Here is a 24,803-nt window from a genome sequence, read left to right on the forward strand (position 1 = left end):
TATGAAAGAATTAGAAAAATTTATTCGAACTAATACATCGGAATTTAATTCGGCTATTCCGGATAAGAAAGGTCTCTGGGACAAAATAAGTGCCGAATTAAAGACAGAGGAAGAAAGAACAATTCCAATTTGGAAAAGAACTTATCGCTGGGTAGCTATATTTTTGGCTATACTTGGCCTGGGTTCCCTTTTGCAAATTGGTTACTTCTCTATGGATACCCAAGACTCTTATTCTAATACCATTACAACTGAATTAAAAGGCATCGATGCCCACTATCAGGGCTTGGTTGCTTCACAGGTAGCATTACTACTTGATCATCCAGGGCTATCCGAAAATTCCAAATCAGAATTCCTTTCGTTTTTAGACGAATTGGACGAGGAATACACGGTATTACGAAAAGAGTTAGACAAAGGTTTGGATAACGAAATAGTACTGGAGGCGATAATATCTAATTACCAAAAAAGAATAGAATTAATACAAAAACTTCTATTGCTCATAGAGGACACTAACATAAAAGAAGATGACAATGCGTATACCTTATAAATCCATACTCTTATTGGTTTGTCTTTGCTCCGTTTGTTTGTCTTTGCGAGGTCAAGAAAGAGTCGTAAAAAGTATAGAGAAAAACTACGCCCTGACCGAGGCAGGAAAACTGCAAATCCAAAATGAATATGGACATCTTGCAGTTAGTAGTTGGGAAAAAGATAGTGTTCAAATAGTTGTAGACATACGAGTATCACACAAAAAAAAGGAAAATTCTCAAAGTCTAATGGACAGAGTTGCCCCAAGTTTTGAGACGGGCAACGATTATATAAATATCAAGACCGAAATAAAAGAAAAGAGTCAGTCGTTTTTCTCCAAATATGTGATTAAGGAGACTCCTTTAGATTTTAGTAAAGGAAATCTGGAAATTAACTACACCATAAAACTACCTAAAAGAGTCTTTTTAGAGATTGATAACAAATTTGGAGATATAGTCATAGAAGGTTGGGAAGGAAACCTCAAAGCTACCATTGAACATGGCGACCTCTTTTTAAGTCAACACGTTGGGCAAGTAGATTTGTTTATGTCATATGGAAAAATTAAAGGAAGAAATATAGACTATGGTTCGGTAGAACTTAAAAATGGATCCTTAAATCTGGAAAATGCTAAAAAACTTAGATTAAATAGTAGAGGTAGTACTATTGTTTTAAATAAGGCTAGCAACTTAGATCTTTACTCCAACAAGGATGAAGTAAGATTAGATAGTATTGATGTGCTTACAGGCGAGCTTAAGTTTGCTTCATTAATACTAAATAACTTAAACGAATCCGTAGATCTCAGCATGAAAATTTCCGATTTTGAGCTAACTAATGTTAGCAATAGTGATGCTATTATCCGTATAAAACAAGAAGACTCTAAGATTAAATTAAACATATCTGGGATATCTTTTAGTTTTGATGCCCTGCTCCAAGAAGGTCTTTTAAGACTCCCGAAAACATTCCAGAATATTGAAAGTCGGGTCGTAGACAAGGTAAATAAAATAAGAGAAGTAGAAGCCTCTTATGGAATTCCTAAGAAAGGGAGAATAAGTATTCGAGGTAGTAAAGGTGTGGTTATTTTAGAAGAAACTCCATAAGCTTTTAAGGCATTGAGAGATTTGATTCTCCAAGTTAATGAAAAATAATCCTCCTAAAATGCAACCTTTCCAAAACTGCTTTGTCTTTAATAGTATCAATCAAAAATCAATAATAATGAAAAAAGTAAAACGTATCTCTGCTGCTCTATTTTTTCTAATTGGAATAATTGGCTGTGCGCAAGAATCTGGGGATTATGTAGAATTTAACGATCGAAATAATGTAGTACATGGCGTATATCTGGGTTTTGCTGGCCACTATGGTAAAATTGCCGGCAAAGACACCTATTTAGGAAGTGTGAAAATTGCGTATGTAGCCAACCAGCAATTTGAGGTAGGTTTTGTAGGAGTAGGTTTATATTCGGAGCAAAATTACGCTAGTAGTTCCTTTTCCGTAGGCGATTTTGTTGGTGGCTATGGAGGATTACATTTAGAACCCATATTTTTTGGCAAATCAAAAGTAAATCTTTCGTTACCCCTTCTGATTGGCGGAGGTGCTGTAGGTTTTCTAGATGGAGATATTAATGATCCCTTTACCGATGTTAATGACTGGGAGGCAGTTTTTGTCTTCGAACCGGGAATAAGTATTCTTTACAATATTTCTAGGTATGTACAATTAGAGACCGGGTTTAAATATAGAATCTCTAGCAACACACAATTTGTCTCTGACAAACCAAAAAATATAAATGGATATTCCGTGGGCTTAGGAATTAAAATTGGAGTGTTTAACATGGGGCGAAATCGATATAAAAAAAATATCTAAGATGAAAACCTTCCCGTCAACTAATCACAGAAATAGCGAAAAAACAATTAATACCCGCTATGTATTTAACATCGATAAGGACGTTTTTTTAACCCTGCAAGATCAAGAAGTGCTAAAAGAAGATATAGTACTTAATCCAATTCCTTTTAAATGGACCGCGCTTTAAAACCTATAAGTATGAAAACAATTACAAAAACTATTATTCCACTTTTTTTTATTCTTCTCCTACTCTCCTGTACCAAAGAAACAATTAGAGTCAGCGATGAAATTACTGAAGTAGAAGTAAATTTAGGCGATTATGAGGGCATAAAGGTTTCCGATGCTTTTACTGTTTACCTCAATCTGACTGAACAAAACAAAGGTATTGTGGTAGAGGCAAATGCTAACCTTCACGAGAAAATCATTTTAGAAAAAGAAGGCCTTTACTTAAGAATAAAAGTAAAGAGAAATACAACTATTAAGGGTGACGCAGTAATGAATATATACATAAATACTCCTGCTATAAATGAAGTTTATGCAACAGGGGCCTCCGAGGTAATTCTGAACAATGTCTGGGTTAACACTAGATCTAAGGTAGAGCTGTCTGGAGCATCTAGATTTACTGGAGAGGTTAATATCCAAGCATTGGAATTGAATCTTAGCGGCGCCTCCCATGTAGATCTATTTGGCAGTCTTACTAGTCTAAAGGCATCACTTCATGGAAGTAGTAATTTAAGAGACTACGACTTAGATACGGCATCTTTAGAATTACAACTTTCTGGTGCCAGTACTTCTTTTCTCAGTGTTTCGGATAGAATCAAAGTACAGGCTAGTGGTGCCAGCATGCTGATGTATAAAGGAGATGCAATTATAGAGGAACAGAAACTTTCAGGCTCTTCTCAGGTCAAAAAAATTAACTCTTAGAAAAGTTTCTATTAGGCAATAAAATAAAAAGGAACCTTTTTCGATCCCTTTTTATTTATTCTTTTTGTAATGGATATGTTTATTTTTAGACATAACTACAAAAAATAATCTATGTTGTTTCGGGGGCAGACAAATGAATTCTTGCAGATTGAAACAATCTGCTCATCCAACAAACCAATATTAAAAGGGTCTGATGAAAGTACATTAACCATACTATGGTTTCAGGATGATGCGTCTAAATTACTTATAGATAATATTGCCTATCACTTTAAAAAGAATCAATTGATTTTCCTCACAGAGTTTCATCAAATTGAAGTGAAGGAAATTGGGAATATAAAAATGGTAAGGTTTAACAGAGCCTTTTACTGTATTTTAGATCACGACAGTGAAGTAAGCTGTAAGGGCATTCTTTTCTTTGGGGCCTCTTCTTTACCAATAATTAATATGAAGAAAGAAGATAGTGAACAATTTTCTAATTTAATTAAAGTATTCGAAGACGAAATGGCCTCTAAAGATGCATTGCAGTTAGAAATGCTACAAATGCTTCTAAAACGCTTCCTTATTCTGTGTACTAGAATTTATAAAGAACAAAACCATCTACTTAATTTACCTTCGGATAATATAGACCTGATTAGAGAATTTAACTTTTTAGTGGAAAAGCATTTTAAGACAACTCACAATGTGAGTGGTTACGCCGAGCTATTGTTTAAATCTCCTAAAACCCTCTCTAATGTTTTTGCCAAACTGGGAAACAAAACCCCTTTACAATATATACAGGACAGAATTATGTTAGAGGCCAGGCGCCTTTTGCGCTATACAGACTCTTCAGTTAAGGAAATTGCTTATGAGCTGGGTTATGAAGACCTACAGACCTTTAGTCGCTTTTTTAAAAAAAATGAAGGAATAGCCCCCTCAGAATTCAAGAAAAAGCCCTTCTAGGAAAAATTGCCAACTCCTCGGGAAATTAGGCCTATCACATGCCTCTAATTCCGCACCATCTTTGTATCAACAAAAATAAAGGATGGTAGTCATGAAAATAATACACCGCATTAAACAGCAAATCACAAGCCTCTTAGAAAAAAACCTTCTGGATGCTAATAAGAATGTTTCCAGGAAAGAAGACAGCTATTGTGAACTCCATGTCATGTCCGATTATTATTGTGAGACAAACGACATGTTTATTTAAATTCTTAATTAATCTATTAACAAGCAAAAAATCAAATGATGAGCAAATTTAACGTACCCACAAAAGAAGAAGTTTCAGAAAACAACCAGGCCATTTTTGGTAATTTAGAAAAAGCCCTTGGCTTTGTACCTAACCTTTATGCCTTTTATGCCAAAAATGAAACTGCCCTAGGAGATTACCTTACTCTTCAAAACAGAAAATCTACACTAAAAGCAAAAGAACGGGAAATAATAAACCTTGTAACCAGTGAGGTTAATGGTTGTCGGTATTGCCAGTCGGCTCATACCGCTTTAGGAAAAATGAATGGCTTTACAGACAAACAAATTCTGGAATTAAGAAGCGGAACTGCATCCTTTGATCCTAAGTTCGATGCCTTAGTAAAATTCACTAAAGAGGTGGTGGAAAATAAAGGAAGGGCATCAGACCGAAGTAGGGATAATTTCTTTGCTGCTGGTTATACCGAGGCCAACTTAATTGATGTAGTCTTTGTAATTGGCGATAAAATCATTAGCAATTATATCCATAATCTTGCACAATTTGCTATAGACTTTCCAATTGCAGAAGAATTGGAAACGGTAACGGTATAGAATAACATTTGTAAAATAGGAAAAAGCCAACTGCAACTATAGCAGTTGGCTTTTCTTTTTCTAGAACAAAACAAGGAGACCTATGGCACTTAATAGGTTCTCACAAATGGTTAGTATTAACGAAAACGATTACCTTTATGCCACGATAAAAAACAAAATAATTTCCCTTAATTCCTAATATTCTATTATTTGGTTGTTCCACTGATTGCGATCATCAGGAAATCAACATCTTGGGAAAAACCTATTTTAGAATGTGAATATGGGCACCTACTATAGTATAAGAAATACTATTAGAGAGTTTCGCTATTCTTAGCTGAGTTTAATAAAAATTCTATTTTTAAGATAGTTTATGGTATTTTGAACGACCCTAGTAATTATTCGATTTTAAATATATCAAAGTGTAAGTTAATTTCATCATAGATTATGGAAATCCTTTTAAAACCATGGCCATGGTATATTTCTGGCCCTTTAATTGCAGTAGTAATGGCTGTTCTGATTTTATTTGGTAAAACGTTTGGGATGTCCTCCAATCTCAGAACGTTTTGTGCAATAGGTGGCGCAGGTAAATATGCCGACTTTTTTAAATTTGATTGGAGGGCATATCGCTGGAATTTATTAGTGGTTTTAGGAGCTGTGATAGGTGGATTTATGGCGGTGACCTTTCTTTCTGACGGAAGTACTATGGCCTTAAACCCGGAAACCGTTAAAGACCTTAGTGCTCTCGGATTTTCTGAGGTAGGTGAGAGTCTTTTACCCAAAGAAATTTACTCTTGGGACGCAGTATTCACAATAAAAGGTCTTGCAATTTTAATTGTAGCTGGTTTTCTTGTTGGTTTTGGTACTCGCTATGCAGGTGGCTGTACTTCCGGCCATGCTATTACTGGTCTAAGTAATCTACAGTGGCCCTCTCTAATTGCCGTAGTTGGGTTTTTTATAGGTGGTCTAATAATGACTCATTTTATACTACCCCTAATTTTTTAACTATGAAAATTTTAAAATTTATTGGAATAGGTATCTTCTTTGGGATCGTCTTAGTTAAATCTGAAGCGGTTTCATGGTACAGAATATTTGAAATGTTTAAATTTCAATCTTTCCATATGTATGGAATTATTGGGTCTGCTGTTTTTCTTGGAGCGGCTACTATTTGGATATTTAAAAAGACAAATCTTAAAGACACAGAAGGAAATAAAATCAACCTACCCCCAAAAGACAAAGGTTTTCCGCGATATATAATCGGGGGCATTATTTTTGGCCTCGGTTGGGCTCTGGCAGGGGCTTGTCCCGGACCCATGTACATTTTATTGGGAACAGGAGTTTTTAGCATGCTAATCGTAATCGCCGCTGCTGTTTTAGGAACATTTGTTTATGGTCTTTTGAGAGACAAACTACCGCACTAGCACCTTTATTCTAGCCCATTATTACATCTATTCGGTGCATTGTATCCTTGCTAAGGATAGGTACAATATTGCCTGAAATGAGTTCCCCATTAACCCTTATTTCCTGAATCCCTTTTGACACGTGATTAGGGTTGGTAATTTCAATGGCATAGCTGGCTCCTCTAAAGGTTCTATTTATGCTAAACCCATCCCAGGATGATGGAATACATGGATCAATAATTATACCCTGATAGTCTGGTCTTATCCCTAGAATATATTGGGTAATGGCATAAAAATTCCATGAGGCCGTACCGGAAAGCCAAGAGTTCTTTGCCTCCCCTGGTTTATTGGCTTCTTTTCCCGCAATCATTTGGCAATATACATAAGGTTCTACCTTGTGTAATTCTGAAAAGTTCTCCAAATAACTTGGCGCTATTTTACTGTAATAATCAAACGCCATATCCCCTCTTCCTAATTGGGTTTCGGCAATCATAATCCATGGATTGTTGTGACAAAAAATTCCTCCATTTTCTTTATACCCGGCAGGATATGTTGAAATTTCACCATACTCCATGTAATACTTCGTAAAGGCAGGATAATTTAATACAATACCATATTCGCAATCTAGGTGCTTTTTTACAGAATCTAAAGACTTCTCGACCATTCCATCTTCTAACCCAATTTCTGCCATGGAACACCAGCCCTGAGACTCAATAAATATTTTACCCTCCTCATTCTCTTTTGAACCTATTTTATTTCCAAAGAAATCATAAGCTCTTAAATACCATTCACCATCCCAGCCGTGCCTTTTAACAGCCTTTACCATATCCGTTACATGGGCTTCTGCGCGCTCTGCCTCCTCTTTATTTCCGATTTCTTCACATAGCTTTATATACTCTTTGCCATAAACAACAAATAATCCGGCAATCATTAGGGATTCTGCGGTAAGCCCTTTTCGATTTTCTGTAGTCTGAAAAGACTCGTTTGGGTCTTCAGAAAAGCAATTGAGGTTAAGGCAATCGTTCCAATCGGCTCTACCAATTAAGGGCAGACCGTGGGGACCTAGGTTATTTATCACATGGTTAAAGGAAGCTCTTAAATGCTCAAAATGTGGTTTGGCTCTGCCCGGGTCATTGTCAAAAGGGACCATTTCCTTTAAAAGACTGAAGTCTCCTGTTTCCTTAATATAAGAAGTAGTTGAAAGAATTAACCAGAGCGGATCATCGTTAAAATTTCCGCCTAGGACAGCGTTTCCCTTCTTAGTCAAGGGCTGGTACTGATGATAGCAAGACCCATCTTCAAATTGAGTAGAAGCTATATCCACAATTCGTTCCCTGGCCCGTTCCGGAATTTGATGAACAAACCCTATCAGGTCCTGATTAGAATCTCGAAAGCCCATTCCTCTTCCAATTCCAGATTCAAAAAATGAAGCAGAACGCGACATATTAAAAGTGACCATACACTGGTATTGATTCCAGATATTGACCATTCTGTCTAATCTGGCATCTCCAGACTTAACAATGATTTTACCTAATAAATTATCCCAATAGGTTCGTAATTCTTCCAGAGCCTTATTCACCTTTTCGGGAGTGTCGTAGGCCGAAATTACATCCTTGGCTGGTTCTTTATTTATAACAGATTTACCTTCCCATTTTTTATCCTTGTCTACTTCTACATAACCCAATTGAAAAATCAACTCTTTTTCCTCAGCTGCATCTAGTTCTATCTCCAAATAATGAGATGCTATTGGAGACCAGCCATGTGCCACAGAGTTTTTGGACTTCCCGTCTGATACAACCTGAGGACTATCTAAGCCATTGTACAAGCCTAGAAAGGATTCTCTATCCGTATCAAAACCATCAATTGGCTGGTTGACCGAAAAATATGCATAATGATTTCTACGTTCTTTGAACTCCGTTTTGTGATATATTACACTGTCTTTTACCTCTACTTCCCCAGTAGAAAAATTTCTTTGAAAGTTGGTCATATCATCTTCTGCATTCCATAAGCACCATTCTATAAATGAAAATATTTTGATTCGTTTTTTCGAGGATGTACTGTTTTGTAGTTTTAATTTTTGAATTTCTACCCAACTATTTAAGGGAATAAACTGCAGCACCTCAGCTCTTATACCATTCTTTTCTCCTTCAAATACAGAATAACTCATCCCATGTCTACATTTATAAGCATCCAGGTCTGTTTTAACAGGTTTCCATCCAGGACTCCAAACAGAATCACCATCCTTGATATAAAAATACTTACCGCCCGTGTCTATGGGTATATTGTTATACCTGTAGCGCGTTAACCTTCTAAATTTTGCATCTTTATAAAAGGTATAACCTCCTGCAGTATTTGAGGTAAGAGAGAAAAAATCCTTATTACCCAAATAATTTATCCATGGATATGGTGTTTTAGGATTTGTAATTACATATTCTCTTTTATCGTCATCAAAATGGCCGTATTTCATTTTGGTATGGTTTTTAACATTATTTAAAAATAGCGCATTAGCTAAGCAAACAACCATTTAAAAGTAAACAAATGTTCCGAAAATTTAAGTGCAAATATTTGCTTTTAAACACTGTATAAGATCTAACAAAAACGAATCTTTACCACCCAATACAAGCTACTTAAACCACCGTGACTTTCTTATCTAAAAAGCTGGTGACTACAACCAGATGTCTAAGTACAGGGGAGGGTTTATAGTTCTCCAACGATTCCTTAAGGCGGGTAAATTTCGTCTCCGAAATTACCCTAAGTGGTAATTTTTAAAAAAAATGGCTCTACAAACAGTTCCTAAGAGTTTTCTGGTAACAGTAATTTGTGGTATGAGGCAATAATGGCACGTAAATCTTCAGGGAAGGCAGCAAGTTTATAGTTTTCGTATTCTCTGGAGATAGTCTTCTCCTTGTAATAATTATATAGGGAGAATCCATTTCGAATACAAAATTCAATATACGCATCGTCCAATATATCCGGAATATTATGCTCCTGATGTGCAAAATTTCTTAGTTTATGCTTTATTGCTTCTACTCCTCCCAAATAGGAAAAATGCCACCCAGCATTATCGACATATTTTAGGGGCATCAATCTGAAATCTCTTATATCATTAGGGCTAAAAAAATTAAGTAAACTAGCTTGAACGCACACTGTTCCGGACCAAAATCCATTGTTTTTTTTATAATTTAAATAGTAATAAAAAAGAGACATTCTAAAAATTATCGGATTCGAATACCCCCTAATCTCACTATAATAAAACAATTTTAGTCTCTTTATATATTTTGCTTTCTTAAACTTTTTCTTCCACACTAATTTAAATGGGTCTAGGAGTATTTCCAGCGACCTTATTGACAGGTCCCTCTTAGCTACTGATTTTTCATCTTTTATGCTTTTTATGACTGATTTGTCAGGAATTTCATCAAGATCACTAATCAATATAAAATCATTAGGATTTAAATTCAGTTTATCCAATCCTATTTGTATACAGTTTCTCTGATAATTCTCTCGTTTCCATGTAACTCCTTCTACTCCATCATATTCTTTCATCTCAATAGGCACATAGATAATCTTTTCCTGAAATGATTTAAACCTATCCATATTATCCCTTAAAAAGTAATCTTTTTTCGCCCCATTATGGGTTCTATCCGCTTCAACAATTACAAAATAATCTACAGTATCAAATAAGTATTTCAACCTAATCTCAAGAAGATCTAGTTCATTGAAAAGAGTAAAGCAATCCACTATTTTCTTAGGTGTTTGGATCATTCTAAATGGTTAACAAAAGTGAGTAAAACTTATCTTTTAAGGTAAACTAATATGCGCCGTACCTCTCCGGTTCTCTCGAAGATCTTAGTACTTGTTTCTTTGTCTAGGCTTAGGGTTTTATGCGTCAAGGAGGTGTTGTTTGCAAAAAACACTTCAATCCCATTGCTTGCGGCCATTTGATAAACTACAGGTACCTGACAGTAGGTGAAGCAAATACACTCTTGGTCTAAAGAAATTATTTGGGTTACAAAATCCACATCCACATAAGTAAAAGTAGCGGGTGCTTTTAGGAATTCTTCTTTGTTAAAAATGCCGGGGCCAAAAGCTATTTGTCCATCGGTGATCTTCACTCCAAGTTCCCCCATTCTACTTAGTATATCCTCTTTTACCTGTCCGGTCATACCAGGTTGTTGTACTCCTTTTCCTGCAGGAGTATGCGAATAAGGATCTGTTGGGAAAGCACCGTATAATTCTGGTGATTTATGTACTCCGATCCCCGCATTTATTTCATAATAATGCTCTATCAGCCTCCCTATAACTTCTTCATTTTCCCCATCTTGTATTGCTTTTAGACAGACCTCCTGTACCGCAAGCAATAATTTGGATACCATGTGCCAATAAATAGATCCTAATCCTTCATAACCAAAGAAGGTGCCAGAACGACCTGTAAACGAACGGTGATCAAAAACCTCTTCAAAAACCCCCAGAAGCATTTCTTCCTCCTTATCGACTAAATCTTTATATCCTTCTGTTCTGAGTTTATCCAAAGCAACTTTAAGGCTTTCCGCATTGTTAAAAGAGCCATTAAAATGATAGACTTCATTTACATCCTTCTCTACGATAGATCTATTTCCATCATTTATTAATTGGGGTAATAATTTAGACTGGTGTAGCTTGTGGGAAGGAATTATATTTTTTTCCATAAAGCGCCCCAAGTCTTTGTCCGGATAAAGTATATAACTATACTGATCCTCTCTAAACAGGCTACTCGCCTTTAAAGCGTCTAAAAGTTCTAGACTTGCTTCAGAAGAAAGATAACCCGCACTTAACACCGCCACTTGTCCTTCTAGCATTTCACTCAAATAAGAAATAGAAATCTCCTTATCATCCGTTAAGGACATTAAATTATAGGAATGATACATATTGTCTTCCCTCTTATTGGCATCTATACTCTGATCCAAATACAACAGGCTTAGTTCTGTAAACTCTAATAGTGCTGTTTTTGACAAGTTTTCCCGATTACCACTAAAACCATCCTTATAAATCTTTACCCTATAGACACTAGCTGCCTCCCCAAGGCCATCTAGAATAGATTTTCTATCGGCATCTGAAACGCTGCCTCCTAGAACACTTTTATTATTCTGTAAGGTTTTATTTAAACTCTTAAAAAACACCAACATCTCCTGAGATACAGGAAGTTCTTTAAAGGAAGCTTTACCTAAACTATTACGGAAAAAGTTTAAGAATCTCCTCATATAGTAAAGCGTCACCATAGACACCCCATTCCCTACAAGGGCATTGTTAGCATCATTCCATTCAGGCCGTTGGGTATTAAGCCAGATACCACCTTCGGGAATAAAGTTAGAACATTTAACCAGAAGGGTTGCCAACAACTTTTCCAAAAAATTTACTTTGTAAATCTCTCCATTTTTTTGCGTTACAAGGGCTCCATCTGCCCCCATAGATACTTTTCTACTTAGGATCTTCTCACTAAGTGCATAATCAAAATCAATAGTATCTTTTGGATTTTTAAGTATACTCTGATAATCCTTTATCGTATAGGGTATATTGGCATAAACGAAAACGTCCTGATCCATATACGCCTCCAATTTTTCGGGATAATAATCTTGGATAATCTCCAAAAACTTCAGAAGATAAATAATTTGATGATCTCCCCAATAGCCTATGTAAGACCATGGATCATCCGGCTCTATTACCTCCCAATCAAAACCATCTTTAGTTACCCGGTAGGGATTATACCCTTCAAAGGTTGTTGCATTTAAAAACTTACAAATCATTCGATCTATAAATTCCGGATAGGAATGGGCAAGGGCTTCCCAGTTCTGGAAGATATCTCTCCAGTTCCCCTGATAGTCCAGAATACTAGACCCGTCTACCTCGCTCTGTGTATTAATGGAAAACTTATTCCAAGGCCTACTTGGGTCTCCATGCCTTCTACTAAATTTTAAAGGCATATACTCCAGGCACAACCTTTTAAAATCTAGATCTGCACTCTCCATAGCAACCGAATTTAGTTCCTTTAAAGAGAAGGTCAGTGGTAATCCTTCCATGACACTAGACTGCTCTTCTGAAACTTTAAGGCTTGCACCTTTTAGATAAGAGCAAAAGTCCTTTTTTTGGATCTCGTAATTTCTATCAAAGATCCCTCCTCTCATTATGTTATAAAGAACATTAGAATAGTGCCTTGCCGTACGGAGTTCATCGCTGGTATGCTGCAAACCATCGGCGGCAGCGGCTAAATCAATTAGATTTTGTGTTCCTAGCTGTATATCCTGATCCAAATGAGAGATTAGAATCTTGGGATTCTTTAATTTATTAGCTAGGGCAACCACTTCAGAGGGACCCTGATTTACATTAGCTACAATACTCCAATTTTTATTGGATTTAGCAGCCAAGGAAACCTCTGTATTGATAAAGTACGCGCCTTTTTCGGCTTTGACTTCCGTCTCCGTTCGCAAAGTCTTACCGCTTCGAAAATCTTTGACTTGAAGAGAAGACACTAAGTATTTTGGCTCGTCAAAACCAACCGACCAAGCCACCGTAGCTTTGAGTGCTTCGCTTGGTTCTGCCTTATCCACAATTATAGCGCTAAGAGCAAAAATTCCCAATCCCGTCTCAGGTTCTACTTCACTCTTTTTATAAGCATCCACTAGATTACTGCGGCCATTTTGTAAGTCTGTATTAACGCCATAAGGAAGAATATTTTGCAATCCATCCAAAAGCGTAAGGTTAATGGTACTTGTGGTATTGTTTATGAGACTTGCTTTTCTAACAAATCCGTAGATATTACTAGAATTCCATTGGTACCTGAAAGTTAGTCCAAGATTCTCGTTAGTCTCTTCGAAGATAATTTTATTCCCATACACATTCTTATATAGATTTCTCGTAATCTTATATAGTCCGTCGTAATGGTCGGAAAAGGGCTCCCATAGATAGGTCTTGTCGTCTTTATTTACACGTAGTATAGTCTTACTCCCTGTTATCTCCGCAGACTCTGTTATCTTGTCATCGGTATAATATGGAAATAGAGAAGACTCACTGTCTTTTCTACCAGCGGTTAAACCTCCATTACTAGAGATAAACATCCAGTGATTAGAATCACTTACAATACTCATGAAAAAAGGACGCAAAGCGTTGCTATTCGAAATTTTATAGTACGCTTCATTTTCATAGCTGATATAAGAACCATTTACTTCCTTGCTCTCAAATTGTAAGCTAGTGCTCCCAATATATTGTTTCTCTTTACTCATATATGCCTAAACTATATAATACAAAAACCTCCTTAAATGTAGATACCTTAAAGAGGTTTCAATTAGCACTTCATTTAATTTATTTTACCATAAAAGGAATATTGGCAGCTGCCGAATGATTATGGCCATCATTAACATAAACAAACAAACGGTAGGCTCCTGCCTCCGGGGCTTTAATTAAAACATCCCCTGCTGCTTGTGAAACTATACTTCCTTCAATGGCCTCTGGCCTTGTCTCTTCATCACCACCATCTTTTAAATCCGTACTTTCCGGTAAAATTTCCCATCTGTAGGTTAGAGGATCTTCTTCAAAATCTTTCATTTCTATTGTGGCACTATATTCCGAACCTACTTTTAAAGTTACATTATCCAGCGCAACTTTGCCATCCAGAGTGTAATTCTCTATTACTGGTGTTCTATTATCTGGCCACTTCCCGTTCCATATGTAATGCATCACATCTACAGATTCTGTTTCTTTGCCATCTTCTAAAAATATACCATACCAGGTAGGTGTTCTCTCCTGCTTGTTTCCCCACAAAAACACATAGGATCCAATGCACTGTGTAGTATCCGAAGCAATTCCCTTAGCATGTCTTTGTAAGTAATTATTTGCCTTTACCGTACTATTTTGTTCAATGGGCGCACCCCAAGAAGTTGTTGGTACTTCCCAATGTCCAGTTGCTCCCCATTCGGTAACCATATAGGGACCATCCCAGCCATATTCCCTGATTAAACGTGGTACTTGCGGTAGATCACCATACATCTGAACCGATAAGATGTCTAAATCGGGACAGCGCTCCTTAATATATTTCACCTCTTGTTCTCCTATACCAGCCAAACTAGTAGTGGTTAGATGGTTCGGGTCTACCTCATGAATCATCATAGATATTTCATTTACCGCGTCCCAAACTTTAGGGTTTTCATAATGCAGGTTCAACTCGTTACCAATACCCCAAATAAGTAAAGCGGGGTGATCTTTTAGTGCTAATACCTGTTGCTTTATATCCATTAATTGTTTGCTAACGGCCTCCTCATCGTCATAATCAAAACCATGCCTTTCCCTACCTACTTCAATACCCATTGTAACCATTAATCCGTTGGCATGTGCTTCATCTAACACTTCCTTCCCAGATCTTTGCCCATTATCTGTCCTCCATGTTCTGAAAGAATTAGCATTATGACTGGCCAGGGCCGATATGTTTCCAAACTCTAAGCCTGCTCCATGGATATAAAAAGGTTCCTTATTAACCCTAAGAACATACTTTCCAGACTCCTTATTCACCTCCACCTTCGCTGGCAAGTCTCTTGTCACGACTGCAGTATCTGTCGTTACCTTTTCTGCTTTACCCTTACATCCGATAAACAGAATAACACATATTACATATACAATTCTTCTCATTTTTGTCTAATTTCTAATTAATAATTCCTGCACTTCCTCCAAAGTTTTACCCTTTGTTTCCACTACATATTTATAAACAAAGAAAACAGCACATAAAGATAGGAGGGCATAAATTGCAAAGGTCACGGTTGGACCCAAATTGGATAATTCCCAAGGGAATACCTGTGTAACCGAAAAGCTTACCAAGGAATTGAAAAAACCTACTACTGAGATGGCGATTCCCTTAACTTTTGTTGGAAATATTTCTGAAATAAGCGTCCACATAACCGGTCCTAAAGAGATTGCGAATGCCGCTACATACAACAAGATGGCTATTAAAACAAGTGTAGCATTGACTTGGATAAAGTTGGTTATTTCATTTCGTTTAAATTCTAAAAATAGCTCTTGACTCATCAATGGCTCCACGGCCTCAAACAACACCGCTTGTCCGTCGAAGGATTTTCCATTCAAATCTGTCAAAGCCGTTCTTATTTCATTATCCCCAATTTTGGCTATACTATCGTCATTAAAATCATAGGTTGCATTGTTAAAAGCAAAAGCCGCCATAAGCAGCGCGATGGTCATAAAGGACGTCCCAATTAACAAGAGAGGTTTTCTTCCAAGTTTATCTATCAACCAAATAGCCACCAGCGTGAAAACCAGATTGGTAAGACCTACTACAATGGCTTGTAAGAAAGAAGAGTCTGTACTGCCCCCTGCCTGCTCAAAAATAGTTGGCGCATAGTAGAATACGGCGTTTATTCCTGTAATTTGCTGAAAAAATGCGATCCCCAAGGCTATAATCATAATGGTGCGGTTTCTATTATTAAACAGATCCGAAAGTTTACCTTTTTCTTCCTGCTTATCTACACCCCGTTGTATCTCAGCTATTGTAATTTCAGCATATTCTTCTCCCCCAATTTTTGTTAAGATCTTTCTTGCCAGCTTTATTTTGTTCAATTTAGTAATAAGCCACCTTGGGCTTCTTGGTACCGTAAAAAGAGTGAGAAAATAAATTGCTGCCGGTATGGCCTCCACCCCAAGCATCCATCGCCAACTTTCTTCACCCATATTTACCAAAAAATAATTAGAGAAATAGGCCACTGAAATACCAATAACAATATTCAATTGATTAAAAGATACCAGACTGCCTCTTAATTTGGGCGGTGCAATTTCGGCAATATAGATAGGCGCGATAAGAATGGCACCCCCTATTCCAACACCGCCTATAATTCTGGCAATAATAAATTCTGTATATCCTGTTGCAAGGGCAGACCATGAGGCCGAAATCGTAAATAGTGCAGCCACAAATATCAGGACTTTCTTCCTTCCAAATCTATCGCTCAGAGGTCCTGCCATTAAGTTACCCGCCATGGCTCCAAATACCACACATCCAACAGAAAATCCAAGCATCCACTCGGTCATTTCAAAATAAACAGTAATACCTTTTACAGCTCCAGAAATCACAGCGCTATCGAATCCTAATAAGAAACCACCAAGGGCAACAATTAAACTTATAAGAATGGTATAGGATTTATTCATTTTTATCACTTCCTCTTTTTTTTTCATGGTAGTTTTAAGTTTGTTAGTTTGGTTTGTTAATTTGCTTTTACTTAAAAAAAAAAACACAATTACAATGTAAGGAAAAAATAGAGAAGCTTTGTACTTTAATGAAGCAATGCAAAAAAGTGCAACAGATTTATTTCTATGGAAATTCTGCGATTTCTTATTGAAAAGAAAAGGTGAGAGCACCGCGATCTCCCTTATGTTGACAAATTTAAAAACAGGAAAAGAAGCTATTCAGAGAGAAACTATAGAGAAAAGAGCTTTTTACCAAAAAGACATTGTTAAATTAGAATTTACACTATTTCAGCACTTAATCCTGCCTCCAATAATCCGCTACATTGAGGTTTTAGTTCTTTATACTCCCCCGTCTTAACTGTACATTTTCCATTATAATGTACAATTAAAGAACATTGTTCGGCTTGCACGGCGGTATGCTTGCATACATTAATAAGGGTTTGAATTACGTGGTCAAAAGTATTAACCTCGTCATTAAACAGAATAATTTCATTATTCTTTACTGTCTCTTCTTCAATCAGTAGTTCTTCTGAGACTTTTTCTTTAGTGCTCATACAGATAGATTTTATTCACCCTAAAATACGTATTTTGCGGCAACCCAATTATTCTTTTCAAGATTTTGTTGAAAATTTAATCCATATTTTTCACATTCGTCAGTAATTTGGTTTAAATCCTTTAGATAAAAACCACTTAAAAACAAAGTCCCTTCTGGTTTTAAATGCCCTGCATAAATCCTGATGTCTTCTAATAATATGTTCCTATTAATGTTTGCTACAATAACATCAAAGTGTTTTTTTAATAGGCTTACATCGCCTTCCTTGACCTGAATTCGGGTGCATTTATTTTCCTTTATATTCTCTAAAGTATTTTGATAACTCCAACTATCAATATCAATAGCTTCAATAGTTCTGGCACCTTTTTTTTCTGCCAAAATACCCAATACTCCGGTACCACATCCCATATCCAAAACACTTTTCTCCCTTAATTCAGCATCCAGGAGGAAGCTGAGCATCATATAGGTTGTTTCGTGATGTCCAGTGCCGAAGCTCATTTTTGGCGTTATAACCAGGTCGTACTTCGTACTGGGAATTTCATGAAAGGGTGCCCTTACAGTACACAAATCTCCTATATGGATCGGGTTAAAACTATTTTCCCAATCGGCATTCCAATTTTGCTGCAAAATGTCGGAGGTAGTAAAACTAACCTCATATTCTTTTTGCTGAAAAATAGCCAGGGAATTAACCTTTTGGATATCGTCAAAATCTTTCAACACATAGGCCTTCAGGCCCTCCTTAGTTTCTATAAAACTTTCAAAGCCCAAGTCGGCCAATTCTGCGAGAAGGATGTCAGATGCAGGTTGAAGAGGCCTAGTCTTGAACACATATTCTACATAGGTTTTATCCATTAAACTAGATTGCCTTTACTATAGCCAAAAAATCAGCCGCTACTAAGGAAGCTCCACCAATTAATCCACCATCAACATCTGGCTTTGAAAAAATTTCGGAAGCATTGGCAGGTTTTACACTACCACCATATAAAATGCTTATCTCTTGCGCAACACTTTCTGAATATGTTTGTGATAAGGTTTTACGAATAAAGGCATGCATTTCCTGAGCTTGTTCTGGCGACGCCGTTTCTCCAGTCCCAATAGCCCAAACTGGCTCATAGGCCAATACTATACTCTGAAAAGCTTCTTCTGGTAAAGAAAAGAGGGCATTTTTCAGTTGGTTACCCACCACTTCAAAATGACTACCAGATTTACGATCTTCCAATTCTTCCCCAAAACAAAAAATGATACGCATCTTCATTGAAAGTGCAGTTTCTACTTTTTTTGCCAAAAAATCATCCGTCTCACCAAAATATGCTCTTCTTTCAGAATGCCCAATAATTACTGTATCTACACCGATACTCAACAACATATCTGCAGATATTTCACCTGTAAAAGCCCCGTTAGAAGCAAAATGCATATTCTGGGCAGAAACCTGTATACTACTTTCTTCTAAAGCTTCCGAAGCTTGGGCGAGATTAACAAATGCAGGAGCCACTATAACCTCTGCTTCCGTTGCAGGAAGCCCTTTTTTTAAGTCCGATAATAGATTTTGCGTTTCTCCTTTATTGTTATTCATTTTCCAATTACCTGCAACAATTTTACTTCTCATTATTTCTTATTTAAGTTTAACGGTTATATGCATTTTGTTTTTGTCCTATTCAAAATTTAAGTCTTCTAAGTCATTGTAATGTACTTTTTGCTTTATGGTGCCTCGATTTAACAGAAGTATTCCAGGATTGGAACGTATTATTGTCTTAAGAGTAGTTTCATCGGTAAAGTAAAAAGGGAAATTTAACTGAAATTCACTTTTAATCTTATCCGTCCACTCTGTATTAGAAGCCGACATACCAATCACCTTATAACCTTTCTTAACAGCCAAAGATGCCATCGCTGCTACCTCGGTAAATGCAGGATAGGTACTTTTTGCTAGGTCATAGGCAATCACCATCATCAGCTTCTCTTCTTGCATTATTGTTGAAGTATAATCTACTCCATCCTGTTCAATAGTAAAATCGTGTATAGGCGGCTCATAGCCTTTTTGAATCTCCTTGGTTTCCACCCCCAGAAACTCCCCTTCCACATCCGGATAGTCTCCCTGTGTAACAAAGACTTCTTCACTTCCATTCACCATAAACTTCCAACTATATTCAAAAATGGCTTTAGGAGCATTTTCTGGGTAGGACATTCCTTCTATAATATTGGCTCCAATTTTATAAGGTCTAAAGTCTATTTGTGGTAAATGATTCAGTACAAAATAGCCATATAGAATGCAAAAAACTAAGGAAAACAAAGCCGTAGCTCGCATGATACGTGGATAAAAAAGTGGTCTAATATACTCCTTTCCAATGACGAGAATAACTATTAAAACCAAAAGAACAGTATCTTTTGTAAACGATTCCCATGGCGTAAGTTTAACAGCATCGCCAAAACATCCACAATCCGTCACCTTATTAAAGTAAGCCGAGTAGAAGGTAAGGAAAGTAAAAAAAACAATCATCAGAAGAAGGGCCCATAAGGTAAATTTCTTTTGAAACCCCAAGAGAAGTAAAACACCCAACAACACTTCAAAGATTACAACAAACAAAGATATAGCTAAGGCATAGGGCATTAAAAATGGTAGATCAAGCACCCCTTGACTAAAGTATTCTTCTAGCTTAAATGAAAATCCTAAAGGGTCGTTTAGTTTGATAAAACCACTAATTATGAATAGCACCCCAACAAAGACTCTTGAAAAACCAACAATTAATCTCATGCCTTATTTTATTTCAGAAGTTTCGTTTAACAAAATCATAGCAAAAATGGCATAATTAATCATGTCCTGATAATTTGCAGCTATACCCTCACTTACTAAGGTCTTTCCTTTGTTATCCTCAATTTGTTTAACCCTTAGAAGTTTTTGAATTATTAAATCGGTAAGGGAATTCACCCGCATATCTCTCCAAGCTTCTCCATAGTCATGGTTTTTATTTTCCATTAAGGTCTTGGTATCCAATGCATGTTTTTCATATAGCTGTAGGGCTTCTTTTAGATTAAGATCGGGTTCTTTGGCTATTCCTTTTTGCATTTGAATTAATGCCATTATAGAATAATTAATAATCCCTATAAACTCTGCCTGCTCATCTTCCTGTATTTTTCTAACCTCATTTTCTTGTAGGCTGCGAATGCGCTGTGCTTTAATATAAATTTGATCGGTAAGAGACGGAAGTCTTAAGATTCGCCAAGCACTGCCATAATCAGCCATTTTTTTTTCAAAGAGGTCCTTGCACTTTTTGACTATGGCGTCATATTGTTCCGAAGTTTGCTGCATGAAAATAATTCTTAATTGCGTAAATTTCGCTCAAAGATATGAAAGCATCAAAGTTCGTGCATTAAAATTGCTCCTCAAAATTAATCTGCACCTATAAGATTCGAAACAATATGACTCTAAACTGCAAAGGGAAATTAATAGATCTCAGTTCTCCAAAAGTAATGGGGATATTAAATATTACTCCAGATTCTTTTTACGATGGCGGAAAATACAATTCCGATAAAAGTATTTTAGCCCGAGCTGAAAAGATGTTAATTGAAGGAGCAACCTTTTTAGACTTGGGAGCCTATAGCTCAAGACCAGGAGCAAAAGATATAAGCGAAGATGAAGAACTTGGCCGCATAAAGCCAATCCTAAAACTAATTTTAGCTGAGTTTCCTGAGGCAATTATTTCAATTGATACTTTTAGAAGTAAGATAGCTGAATACTGTCTAGATCATGGAGCAGCCATAATTAATGATATATCCGGCGGTTCCTTAGATTCTAAAATGATGAATACTGTTGCCAAATATGGAGCCCCTTACATCCTGATGCATATGAAGGGTAATCCTCAGAATATGACGTCCAAAACGGATTATACTAATATCCTGGAGGAAATGCTGTTCTATTTTTCCGAAAAACTAAGCGAGGGAGTAAAGCTTGGACTTAAGGATATAATCATAGATCCGGGATTTGGTTTTGCCAAAAATAAGGAGCAAAACTTTTATTTATTAGATTCACTTGATCTTTTTAAGGCCTTAGACCTTCCTGTACTAGTAGGTATTAGCAGAAAATCTATGGTTTATAAAACCCTGGATATAGAACCAGAAGATGCTTTAAACGGCTCAACCGCTCTCCATATGATTGCCTTGGCCAAAGGAGCCAATATTTTAAGGGTTCACGACGTTAAAGAAGCAGTACAGTGTGTAAAACTACACGTGGAACTCAAATAGAATATTGATAATTTTTTGTATGTCTATTTTTTCTAATTTTACAAAAACACCAGGGATTGGATTTTATAAGTTTTCTTGACTTCAAAGTAACAGATATAATAGATATCCTTCTTGTTGCTATTTTACTGTATTATATCTACAAACTTGTTCGTGGTACTGTAGCAATTAATATTTTTATTGGTATTGTAATTGTCTGGGGCTTTTGGAAGTTAACCCAATTGCTGGGTATGAAAATGATCAGCAGCGTGGTGGGCGGTTTTATGTCGGTTGGTTTAATCGCACTTATTATCGTATTCCAGCAAGAAATTAGAAAATTTCTTCTCATGATTGGTTCTACCAATTTTGCGAACAAACGAAATTTTGTAAAGCGGTTTAAATTTCTAAGACCACAAGATGATTCCCATTTAAATCTCGAGGCAGTATTGTTGGCCTGTGAGAAGATGGCCAAAAGTAAGACGGGAGCAATCTTGGTTTTTAAAAGGAGTAATTCGTTAGATTTTGTAAAAACTACTGGGGACAACATGAATGTTGAAATAAACCAACCCATTATTGAGAGTATTTTTTATAAAAACAGTCCCTTACACGATGGGGCCGCCGTTATTGAAAACAATCATATTACGGCTACCAGGGTGATACTTCCCGTCTCTAACGAACGTAGTATACCCCTTAGATTTGGATTAAGGCATAGAGCGGCGGTTGGTATTACAGAAAGGACAGATGCAATAGCCTTAGTAGTTAGTGAAGAAACCGGATCTGTCTCGTATATTAAAAATGGTGAATTTGTGCTATTTAAAGATTACTCTGAATTATCACAGCTTATAAAAGACGATCTTATTTAATTAAGAAATGTTAAGGTCTTAGACAACTTCTTCGGCCATAAATTGTGCCTCATAAAGTTTATTGTAATAGCCACCTTTTTTAAGCAAGTCTTTATGTGTGCCACTTTCAACAATTCTTCCGGCTTCCATTACCAAAATCTTATCAGCCTTTTTTACTGTTGCAAGTCTATGTGCAATTATGATCGAAGTTCGTCCTTTGGTAATTTTATCTGTGGCTTCCTGTATTAATTGTTCTGAATAGGTGTCTACGGAAGAGGTGGCCTCATCTAAAACTAATATACTGGGATTGCTTACATATGCTCTTAAAAAAGCTATTAATTGTCGCTGTCCACTTGATAGCATGGTCCCTCTTTCCTTAACATTATACTGATACCCTCCTGGGAGGCTACTGATAAATTCATGCACGCCAATTTGTTTGGCCGCTTCTTCAATTTCATCAATACTAATGTTTGGGTCTCCAAGAGAAATATTATTGGCAATAGTGTCTGCAAACAAGAATACATCTTGTAATACTACCGCTATATGCCTCCTTAAAGAAGTTAATTTATATGCCGCAATATTAACGTCGTCTATTTCTATTGCTCCTGAACTAATTTCATAGAATCGGTTAAGAAGATTGATGATAGTGGATTTCCCCGCTCCTGTTGCTCCAACTATGGCCATGGTCTCTCCAGCCTTTACATCAAAAGAAATTCCATGCAAGACTTCTTCATCCTCTAGGTATCCAAAATGGACATTCTTAAAAGAAATACTTCCCTCAACACTTTCCTTCCTTAACTCCCCTTTGTCTTCAATATGACTTTCGGTATCTAAGATTTTAAACACTCTGTTGGCAGCTACCATCCCCATTTGAAGTGTATTAAACTTATCTGCAATTTGACGTAATGGTCTAAAAAGCATTTCTATATAAAGAATAAAGGCGAAAATTGTTCCTGCAACATCAACCTCAATATTCATTATATTCTGTAATCCTCCATACCAGACTACCAAACCAATGGCTATAGAAGTTACTATTTCAGCTATGGGAAAGAAAAAAGAATTATACCATACGGTTTTTAACCAGGCATTCTGATGTTTCTCATTAATTTCTCGGAATTTTTCACTTTCAATTTTCTCTCGGGTAAAAAGCTGAACAATCTTCATCCCTGTAATGCGCTCCTGTACAAAAGAATTTAGACTAGAGACCTGAGCCCTGACTTCAATAAATGCAATTTTCATAGCCTGTTGAAACAGTCTTGTGGCGTATAGGATTACTGGTAATACTGCAAAAACAATTAGCGATAGCTTCCAATTCATGTAGATCATCATAGAAGCAGCTGCAAGCATCTTTAAAAGATCGGCAACTATTACAAAAAAACCTTGGCTAAAAATTTCCCCGATACGCTGCATGTCTGCCACTGCTCTGGTAACCAGAACTCCAATAGAAGAATTGTCAAAATACTGCATTTTAAACCCCAGCATTCTTCGAAATAAATTTATTCTGATATCCCTAATTACAGATTCTCCCAACCAATTGGCATAGTAATTAAACAAAAGCTGGCATATTACCTGGCCAAGTAAAACCAGTAGCATCGTCAGAGATAGTTGTAATAACATCTCGGCATTGCTATCTTTTAAAGCTACATCGATTATGTCTCTTAAAATATAGGGAGTTAGAACGGCGAAAGTGGTTAAGAGCACGGCGGTTAACGCCACCAAAAAAAATGTAAGTCGGTAAGGCCCTGTATGTGCCATTACACGCTTAAACAATCTAAAATCAAAGGCTTTACCGGTGTCTTTATCCATGGAAGTTGAGAATCGTTTCCGGGTATTTTATTTTTGTCAAATATAATCCTTTTGCAGGCACTGATGGCCCAGCTTCTCTTCTATCTTTACTTTTTATAATAGTCTTAACATCTTCGGGACTTAATTTACCTCGTCCAACCTCTAATAGGGTTCCTACAATTGCTCTGACCATGTTTCTCAAAAAACGATCGGCCGTAATAGTGAAAATAAGCAGGTGTTCTTTTTGGGTCCAAAAGGCAGAATCTATTTTACAATTGAAAGTTTTTACATCTGTATTAGATTTTGAAAAACTCTGAAAATTTGTAAAATCTAATAAAAAGGAGGCAGCAGTGTTCATCGCTTTTATGTCCAAAGTCTTATTTATATAAAAGCTATGTTCCTTTAGAAAGGGATCTTTATCTCGGACTACCCAATACTCATAGGTTCGGCTTTTGGCGTCAAATCGTGCATGTGCCTTAGATGTAACCTTAAAAATAGACTGCACGGCTATATCCTCTGGAAGAAAGGCGTTAAGTCTAAATTCTAATTCTGACAGGGATACAATTTGATCAAATTCAAAATGTGCATACATTTCTTTTGCATGGACCCCGGCATCTGTTCTACCTGCGCCTACCAATTCAATTTTATCACCCAATAAGGTACTAAGGGATTTTTCCAAGACTTCCTGCACGGTAATGGCATTTGGCTGTCGTTGCCACCCGTGATAGCCTTTGCCGAAGTATGAAAAAGTCATAAAATATCTCACCT

General features: G+C 36.6%; 24 protein-coding genes. 12 read left to right on the forward strand and 12 right to left on the reverse strand.

The window, feature by feature from the left end:
- Position 1 precedes the first annotated feature (1 nt).
- The 10 genes from PXG98_RS08660 (at position 2) to PXG98_RS08705 (ending at position 6,452) form a co-directional block, all read left to right on the forward strand.
- Positions 2–544, forward strand: a complete 543-nt coding sequence (locus tag PXG98_RS08660) for a hypothetical protein (protein WP_276390329.1) — start codon at positions 2–4, stop codon at positions 542–544.
- Positions 522–1,619, forward strand: a complete 1,098-nt coding sequence (locus PXG98_RS08665) for a hypothetical protein (protein ID WP_276390330.1) — start codon at positions 522–524, stop codon at positions 1,617–1,619. Before PXG98_RS08660 ends, PXG98_RS08665 begins: the two co-directional genes overlap by 23 nt.
- 115 nt (positions 1,620–1,734) lie before the next feature.
- A complete protein-coding gene (locus PXG98_RS08670; protein WP_276390331.1) occupies positions 1,735–2,379 on the forward strand; it encodes a hypothetical protein in 645 nt (214 codons plus the stop codon).
- Position 2,380: 1 nt separating this feature from the next.
- Positions 2,381–2,545 carry a hypothetical protein gene (locus PXG98_RS08675; protein WP_276390332.1) on the forward strand — a complete coding sequence of 55 codons (165 nt, stop codon included), beginning with the start codon at positions 2,381–2,383 and terminating at the stop codon, positions 2,543–2,545.
- An 11-nt stretch (positions 2,546–2,556) separates the two neighbouring features.
- On the forward strand, positions 2,557–3,282 hold the full coding sequence (locus PXG98_RS08680; RefSeq protein ID WP_276390333.1) for a GIN domain-containing protein: 726 nt from the start codon (positions 2,557–2,559) through the stop codon (positions 3,280–3,282).
- Between the two features lie 111 nt (positions 3,283–3,393).
- Positions 3,394–4,221, forward strand: a complete 828-nt coding sequence (locus PXG98_RS08685) for a helix-turn-helix domain-containing protein (protein WP_276390334.1) — start codon at positions 3,394–3,396, stop codon at positions 4,219–4,221.
- A 91-nt stretch (positions 4,222–4,312) separates the two neighbouring features.
- Entirely contained in the window at positions 4,313–4,468 is a 156-nt protein-coding gene (locus tag PXG98_RS08690) for a hypothetical protein (RefSeq protein ID WP_276390335.1), read from the forward strand.
- 38 nt (positions 4,469–4,506) lie between these two features.
- Complete coding sequence (locus PXG98_RS08695; protein WP_276390783.1) at positions 4,507–5,055, forward strand: carboxymuconolactone decarboxylase family protein; 549 nt, start codon at positions 4,507–4,509, stop codon at positions 5,053–5,055.
- A 423-nt stretch (positions 5,056–5,478) separates the two neighbouring features.
- Positions 5,479–6,036: a YeeE/YedE family protein gene (locus PXG98_RS08700; protein WP_276390336.1), complete on the forward strand. Its 558-nt coding sequence runs from the start codon at positions 5,479–5,481 to the stop codon at positions 6,034–6,036.
- Positions 6,037–6,038: 2 nt separating this feature from the next.
- Positions 6,039–6,452, forward strand: a complete 414-nt coding sequence (locus PXG98_RS08705) for a DUF6691 family protein (RefSeq protein ID WP_276390337.1) — start codon at positions 6,039–6,041, stop codon at positions 6,450–6,452.
- Between the two features lie 10 nt (positions 6,453–6,462).
- Here PXG98_RS08705 and PXG98_RS08710 read toward each other — a convergent pair whose 3' ends face one another.
- The 10 genes from PXG98_RS08710 to PXG98_RS08755 form a co-directional block, all read right to left on the reverse strand.
- Entirely contained in the window at positions 6,463–8,898 is a 2,436-nt protein-coding gene (locus PXG98_RS08710; RefSeq protein WP_276390339.1) for a glycoside hydrolase family 94 protein, read from the reverse strand.
- A 326-nt stretch (positions 8,899–9,224) separates the two neighbouring features.
- Positions 9,225–10,193, reverse strand: a complete 969-nt coding sequence (locus tag PXG98_RS08715) for a glycosyltransferase family 17 protein (protein ID WP_276390340.1) — start codon at positions 10,191–10,193, stop codon at positions 9,225–9,227.
- A 29-nt stretch (positions 10,194–10,222) separates the two neighbouring features.
- Positions 10,223–13,684, reverse strand: coding sequence for a hypothetical protein (locus PXG98_RS08720; protein ID WP_276390341.1), 3,462 nt, complete (start codon positions 13,682–13,684; stop codon positions 10,223–10,225).
- A 79-nt stretch (positions 13,685–13,763) separates the two neighbouring features.
- Positions 13,764–15,083, reverse strand: coding sequence for a glycoside hydrolase family 2 TIM barrel-domain containing protein (locus PXG98_RS08725; RefSeq protein WP_276390343.1), 1,320 nt, complete (start codon positions 15,081–15,083; stop codon positions 13,764–13,766).
- Positions 15,084–15,089: 6 nt separating this feature from the next.
- The gene (locus PXG98_RS08730) at positions 15,090–16,631 is read right to left on the reverse strand and encodes a sugar porter family MFS transporter (protein WP_276390345.1); all 1,542 of its coding nucleotides are present in this window, start codon (positions 16,629–16,631) and stop codon (positions 15,090–15,092) included.
- A 290-nt stretch (positions 16,632–16,921) separates the two neighbouring features.
- Positions 16,922–17,197, reverse strand: a complete 276-nt coding sequence (locus tag PXG98_RS08735; protein WP_276390347.1) for an ATP-dependent Clp protease adaptor ClpS — start codon at positions 17,195–17,197, stop codon at positions 16,922–16,924.
- 20 nt (positions 17,198–17,217) lie between these two features.
- On the reverse strand, positions 17,218–18,048 hold the full coding sequence (gene prmA, locus PXG98_RS08740; protein WP_276390348.1) for a 50S ribosomal protein L11 methyltransferase: 831 nt from the start codon (positions 18,046–18,048) through the stop codon (positions 17,218–17,220).
- 4 nt (positions 18,049–18,052) lie between these two features.
- A complete protein-coding gene (gene tpiA / locus PXG98_RS08745; protein WP_276390350.1) occupies positions 18,053–18,802 on the reverse strand; it encodes a triose-phosphate isomerase in 750 nt (249 codons plus the stop codon).
- A 45-nt stretch (positions 18,803–18,847) separates the two neighbouring features.
- Complete coding sequence (locus PXG98_RS08750; protein WP_276390352.1) at positions 18,848–19,945, reverse strand: BT_3928 family protein; 1,098 nt, start codon at positions 19,943–19,945, stop codon at positions 18,848–18,850.
- A gap of 3 nt (positions 19,946–19,948) precedes the next feature.
- Positions 19,949–20,500: a DUF1599 domain-containing protein gene (locus tag PXG98_RS08755; RefSeq protein ID WP_276390353.1), complete on the reverse strand. Its 552-nt coding sequence runs from the start codon at positions 20,498–20,500 to the stop codon at positions 19,949–19,951.
- 110 nt (positions 20,501–20,610) lie between these two features.
- Here PXG98_RS08755 and folP point away from each other — a divergent pair, with 110 nt between their 5' ends.
- Positions 20,611–21,432, forward strand: coding sequence for a dihydropteroate synthase (folP, locus tag PXG98_RS08760; protein WP_276390355.1), 822 nt, complete (start codon positions 20,611–20,613; stop codon positions 21,430–21,432).
- Between the two features lie 56 nt (positions 21,433–21,488).
- Positions 21,489–22,271 (forward strand): diadenylate cyclase, encoded by a 783-nt coding sequence (locus tag PXG98_RS08765; RefSeq protein WP_276390357.1) that lies wholly within the window; start codon positions 21,489–21,491, stop codon positions 22,269–22,271.
- Between the two features lie 18 nt (positions 22,272–22,289).
- On the opposite strand, the gene PXG98_RS08770 is transcribed toward PXG98_RS08765, so the two are convergent.
- Both PXG98_RS08770 and truA read right to left on the reverse strand, forming a co-directional pair.
- A complete protein-coding gene (locus PXG98_RS08770) occupies positions 22,290–24,056 on the reverse strand; it encodes an ABC transporter ATP-binding protein (RefSeq protein WP_276390359.1) in 1,767 nt (588 codons plus the stop codon).
- On the reverse strand, positions 24,049–24,789 hold the full coding sequence (truA, locus tag PXG98_RS08775) for a tRNA pseudouridine(38-40) synthase TruA (RefSeq protein ID WP_276390360.1): 741 nt from the start codon (positions 24,787–24,789) through the stop codon (positions 24,049–24,051). Before truA ends, PXG98_RS08770 begins: the two co-directional genes overlap by 8 nt.
- Between the last annotated feature and the right edge of the window lie 14 nt (positions 24,790–24,803).

It is taken from the genome of Eudoraea chungangensis, from assembly GCF_029360665.1.
GTDB lineage: Bacteria > Bacteroidota > Bacteroidia > Flavobacteriales > Flavobacteriaceae > Eudoraea > Eudoraea chungangensis.

Bases quoted from the DNA above. Each gene is read 5' to 3' on its own strand.
- PXG98_RS08750 (WP_276390352.1), bottom strand. From the start codon at position 19,945: ATGAGATTAATTGTTGGTTTTTCAAGAGTCTTTGTTGGGGTGCTATTC.
- PXG98_RS08670 (WP_276390331.1), top strand. From the start codon at position 1,735: ATGAAAAAAGTAAAACGTATCTCTGCTGCTCTATTTTTTCTAATTGGA.
- PXG98_RS08680 (WP_276390333.1), top strand. From the start codon at position 2,557: ATGAAAACAATTACAAAAACTATTATTCCACTTTTTTTTATTCTTCTC.
- PXG98_RS08660 (WP_276390329.1), top strand. From the start codon at position 2: ATGAAAGAATTAGAAAAATTTATTCGAACTAATACATCGGAATTTAAT.
- folP (WP_276390355.1), top strand. From the start codon at position 20,611: ATGACTCTAAACTGCAAAGGGAAATTAATAGATCTCAGTTCTCCAAAA.
- prmA (WP_276390348.1), bottom strand. From the start codon at position 18,048: ATGGATAAAACCTATGTAGAATATGTGTTCAAGACTAGGCCTCTTCAA.
- PXG98_RS08735 (WP_276390347.1), bottom strand. From the start codon at position 17,197: ATGAGCACTAAAGAAAAAGTCTCAGAAGAACTACTGATTGAAGAAGAG.
- PXG98_RS08675 (WP_276390332.1), top strand. From the start codon at position 2,381: ATGAAAACCTTCCCGTCAACTAATCACAGAAATAGCGAAAAAACAATT.
- PXG98_RS08705 (WP_276390337.1), top strand. From the start codon at position 6,039: ATGAAAATTTTAAAATTTATTGGAATAGGTATCTTCTTTGGGATCGTC.
- PXG98_RS08710 (WP_276390339.1), bottom strand. From the start codon at position 8,898: ATGAAATACGGCCATTTTGATGACGATAAAAGAGAATATGTAATTACA.
- PXG98_RS08720 (WP_276390341.1), bottom strand. From the start codon at position 13,684: ATGAGTAAAGAGAAACAATATATTGGGAGCACTAGCTTACAATTTGAG.
- PXG98_RS08715 (WP_276390340.1), bottom strand. From the start codon at position 10,193: ATGATCCAAACACCTAAGAAAATAGTGGATTGCTTTACTCTTTTCAAT.
- PXG98_RS08730 (WP_276390345.1), bottom strand. From the start codon at position 16,631: ATGAAAAAAAAAGAGGAAGTGATAAAAATGAATAAATCCTATACCATT.
- PXG98_RS08700 (WP_276390336.1), top strand. From the start codon at position 5,479: ATGGAAATCCTTTTAAAACCATGGCCATGGTATATTTCTGGCCCTTTA.
- PXG98_RS08690 (WP_276390335.1), top strand. From the start codon at position 4,313: ATGAAAATAATACACCGCATTAAACAGCAAATCACAAGCCTCTTAGAA.
- PXG98_RS08770 (WP_276390359.1), bottom strand. From the start codon at position 24,056: ATGGATAAAGACACCGGTAAAGCCTTTGATTTTAGATTGTTTAAGCGT.
- PXG98_RS08725 (WP_276390343.1), bottom strand. From the start codon at position 15,083: ATGAGAAGAATTGTATATGTAATATGTGTTATTCTGTTTATCGGATGT.
- truA (WP_276390360.1), bottom strand. From the start codon at position 24,789: ATGACTTTTTCATACTTCGGCAAAGGCTATCACGGGTGGCAACGACAG.
- PXG98_RS08695 (WP_276390783.1), top strand. From the start codon at position 4,507: ATGAGCAAATTTAACGTACCCACAAAAGAAGAAGTTTCAGAAAACAAC.
- PXG98_RS08685 (WP_276390334.1), top strand. From the start codon at position 3,394: ATGTTGTTTCGGGGGCAGACAAATGAATTCTTGCAGATTGAAACAATC.
- tpiA (WP_276390350.1), bottom strand. From the start codon at position 18,802: ATGAGAAGTAAAATTGTTGCAGGTAATTGGAAAATGAATAACAATAAA.
- PXG98_RS08755 (WP_276390353.1), bottom strand. From the start codon at position 20,500: ATGCAGCAAACTTCGGAACAATATGACGCCATAGTCAAAAAGTGCAAG.
- PXG98_RS08665 (WP_276390330.1), top strand. From the start codon at position 522: ATGACAATGCGTATACCTTATAAATCCATACTCTTATTGGTTTGTCTT.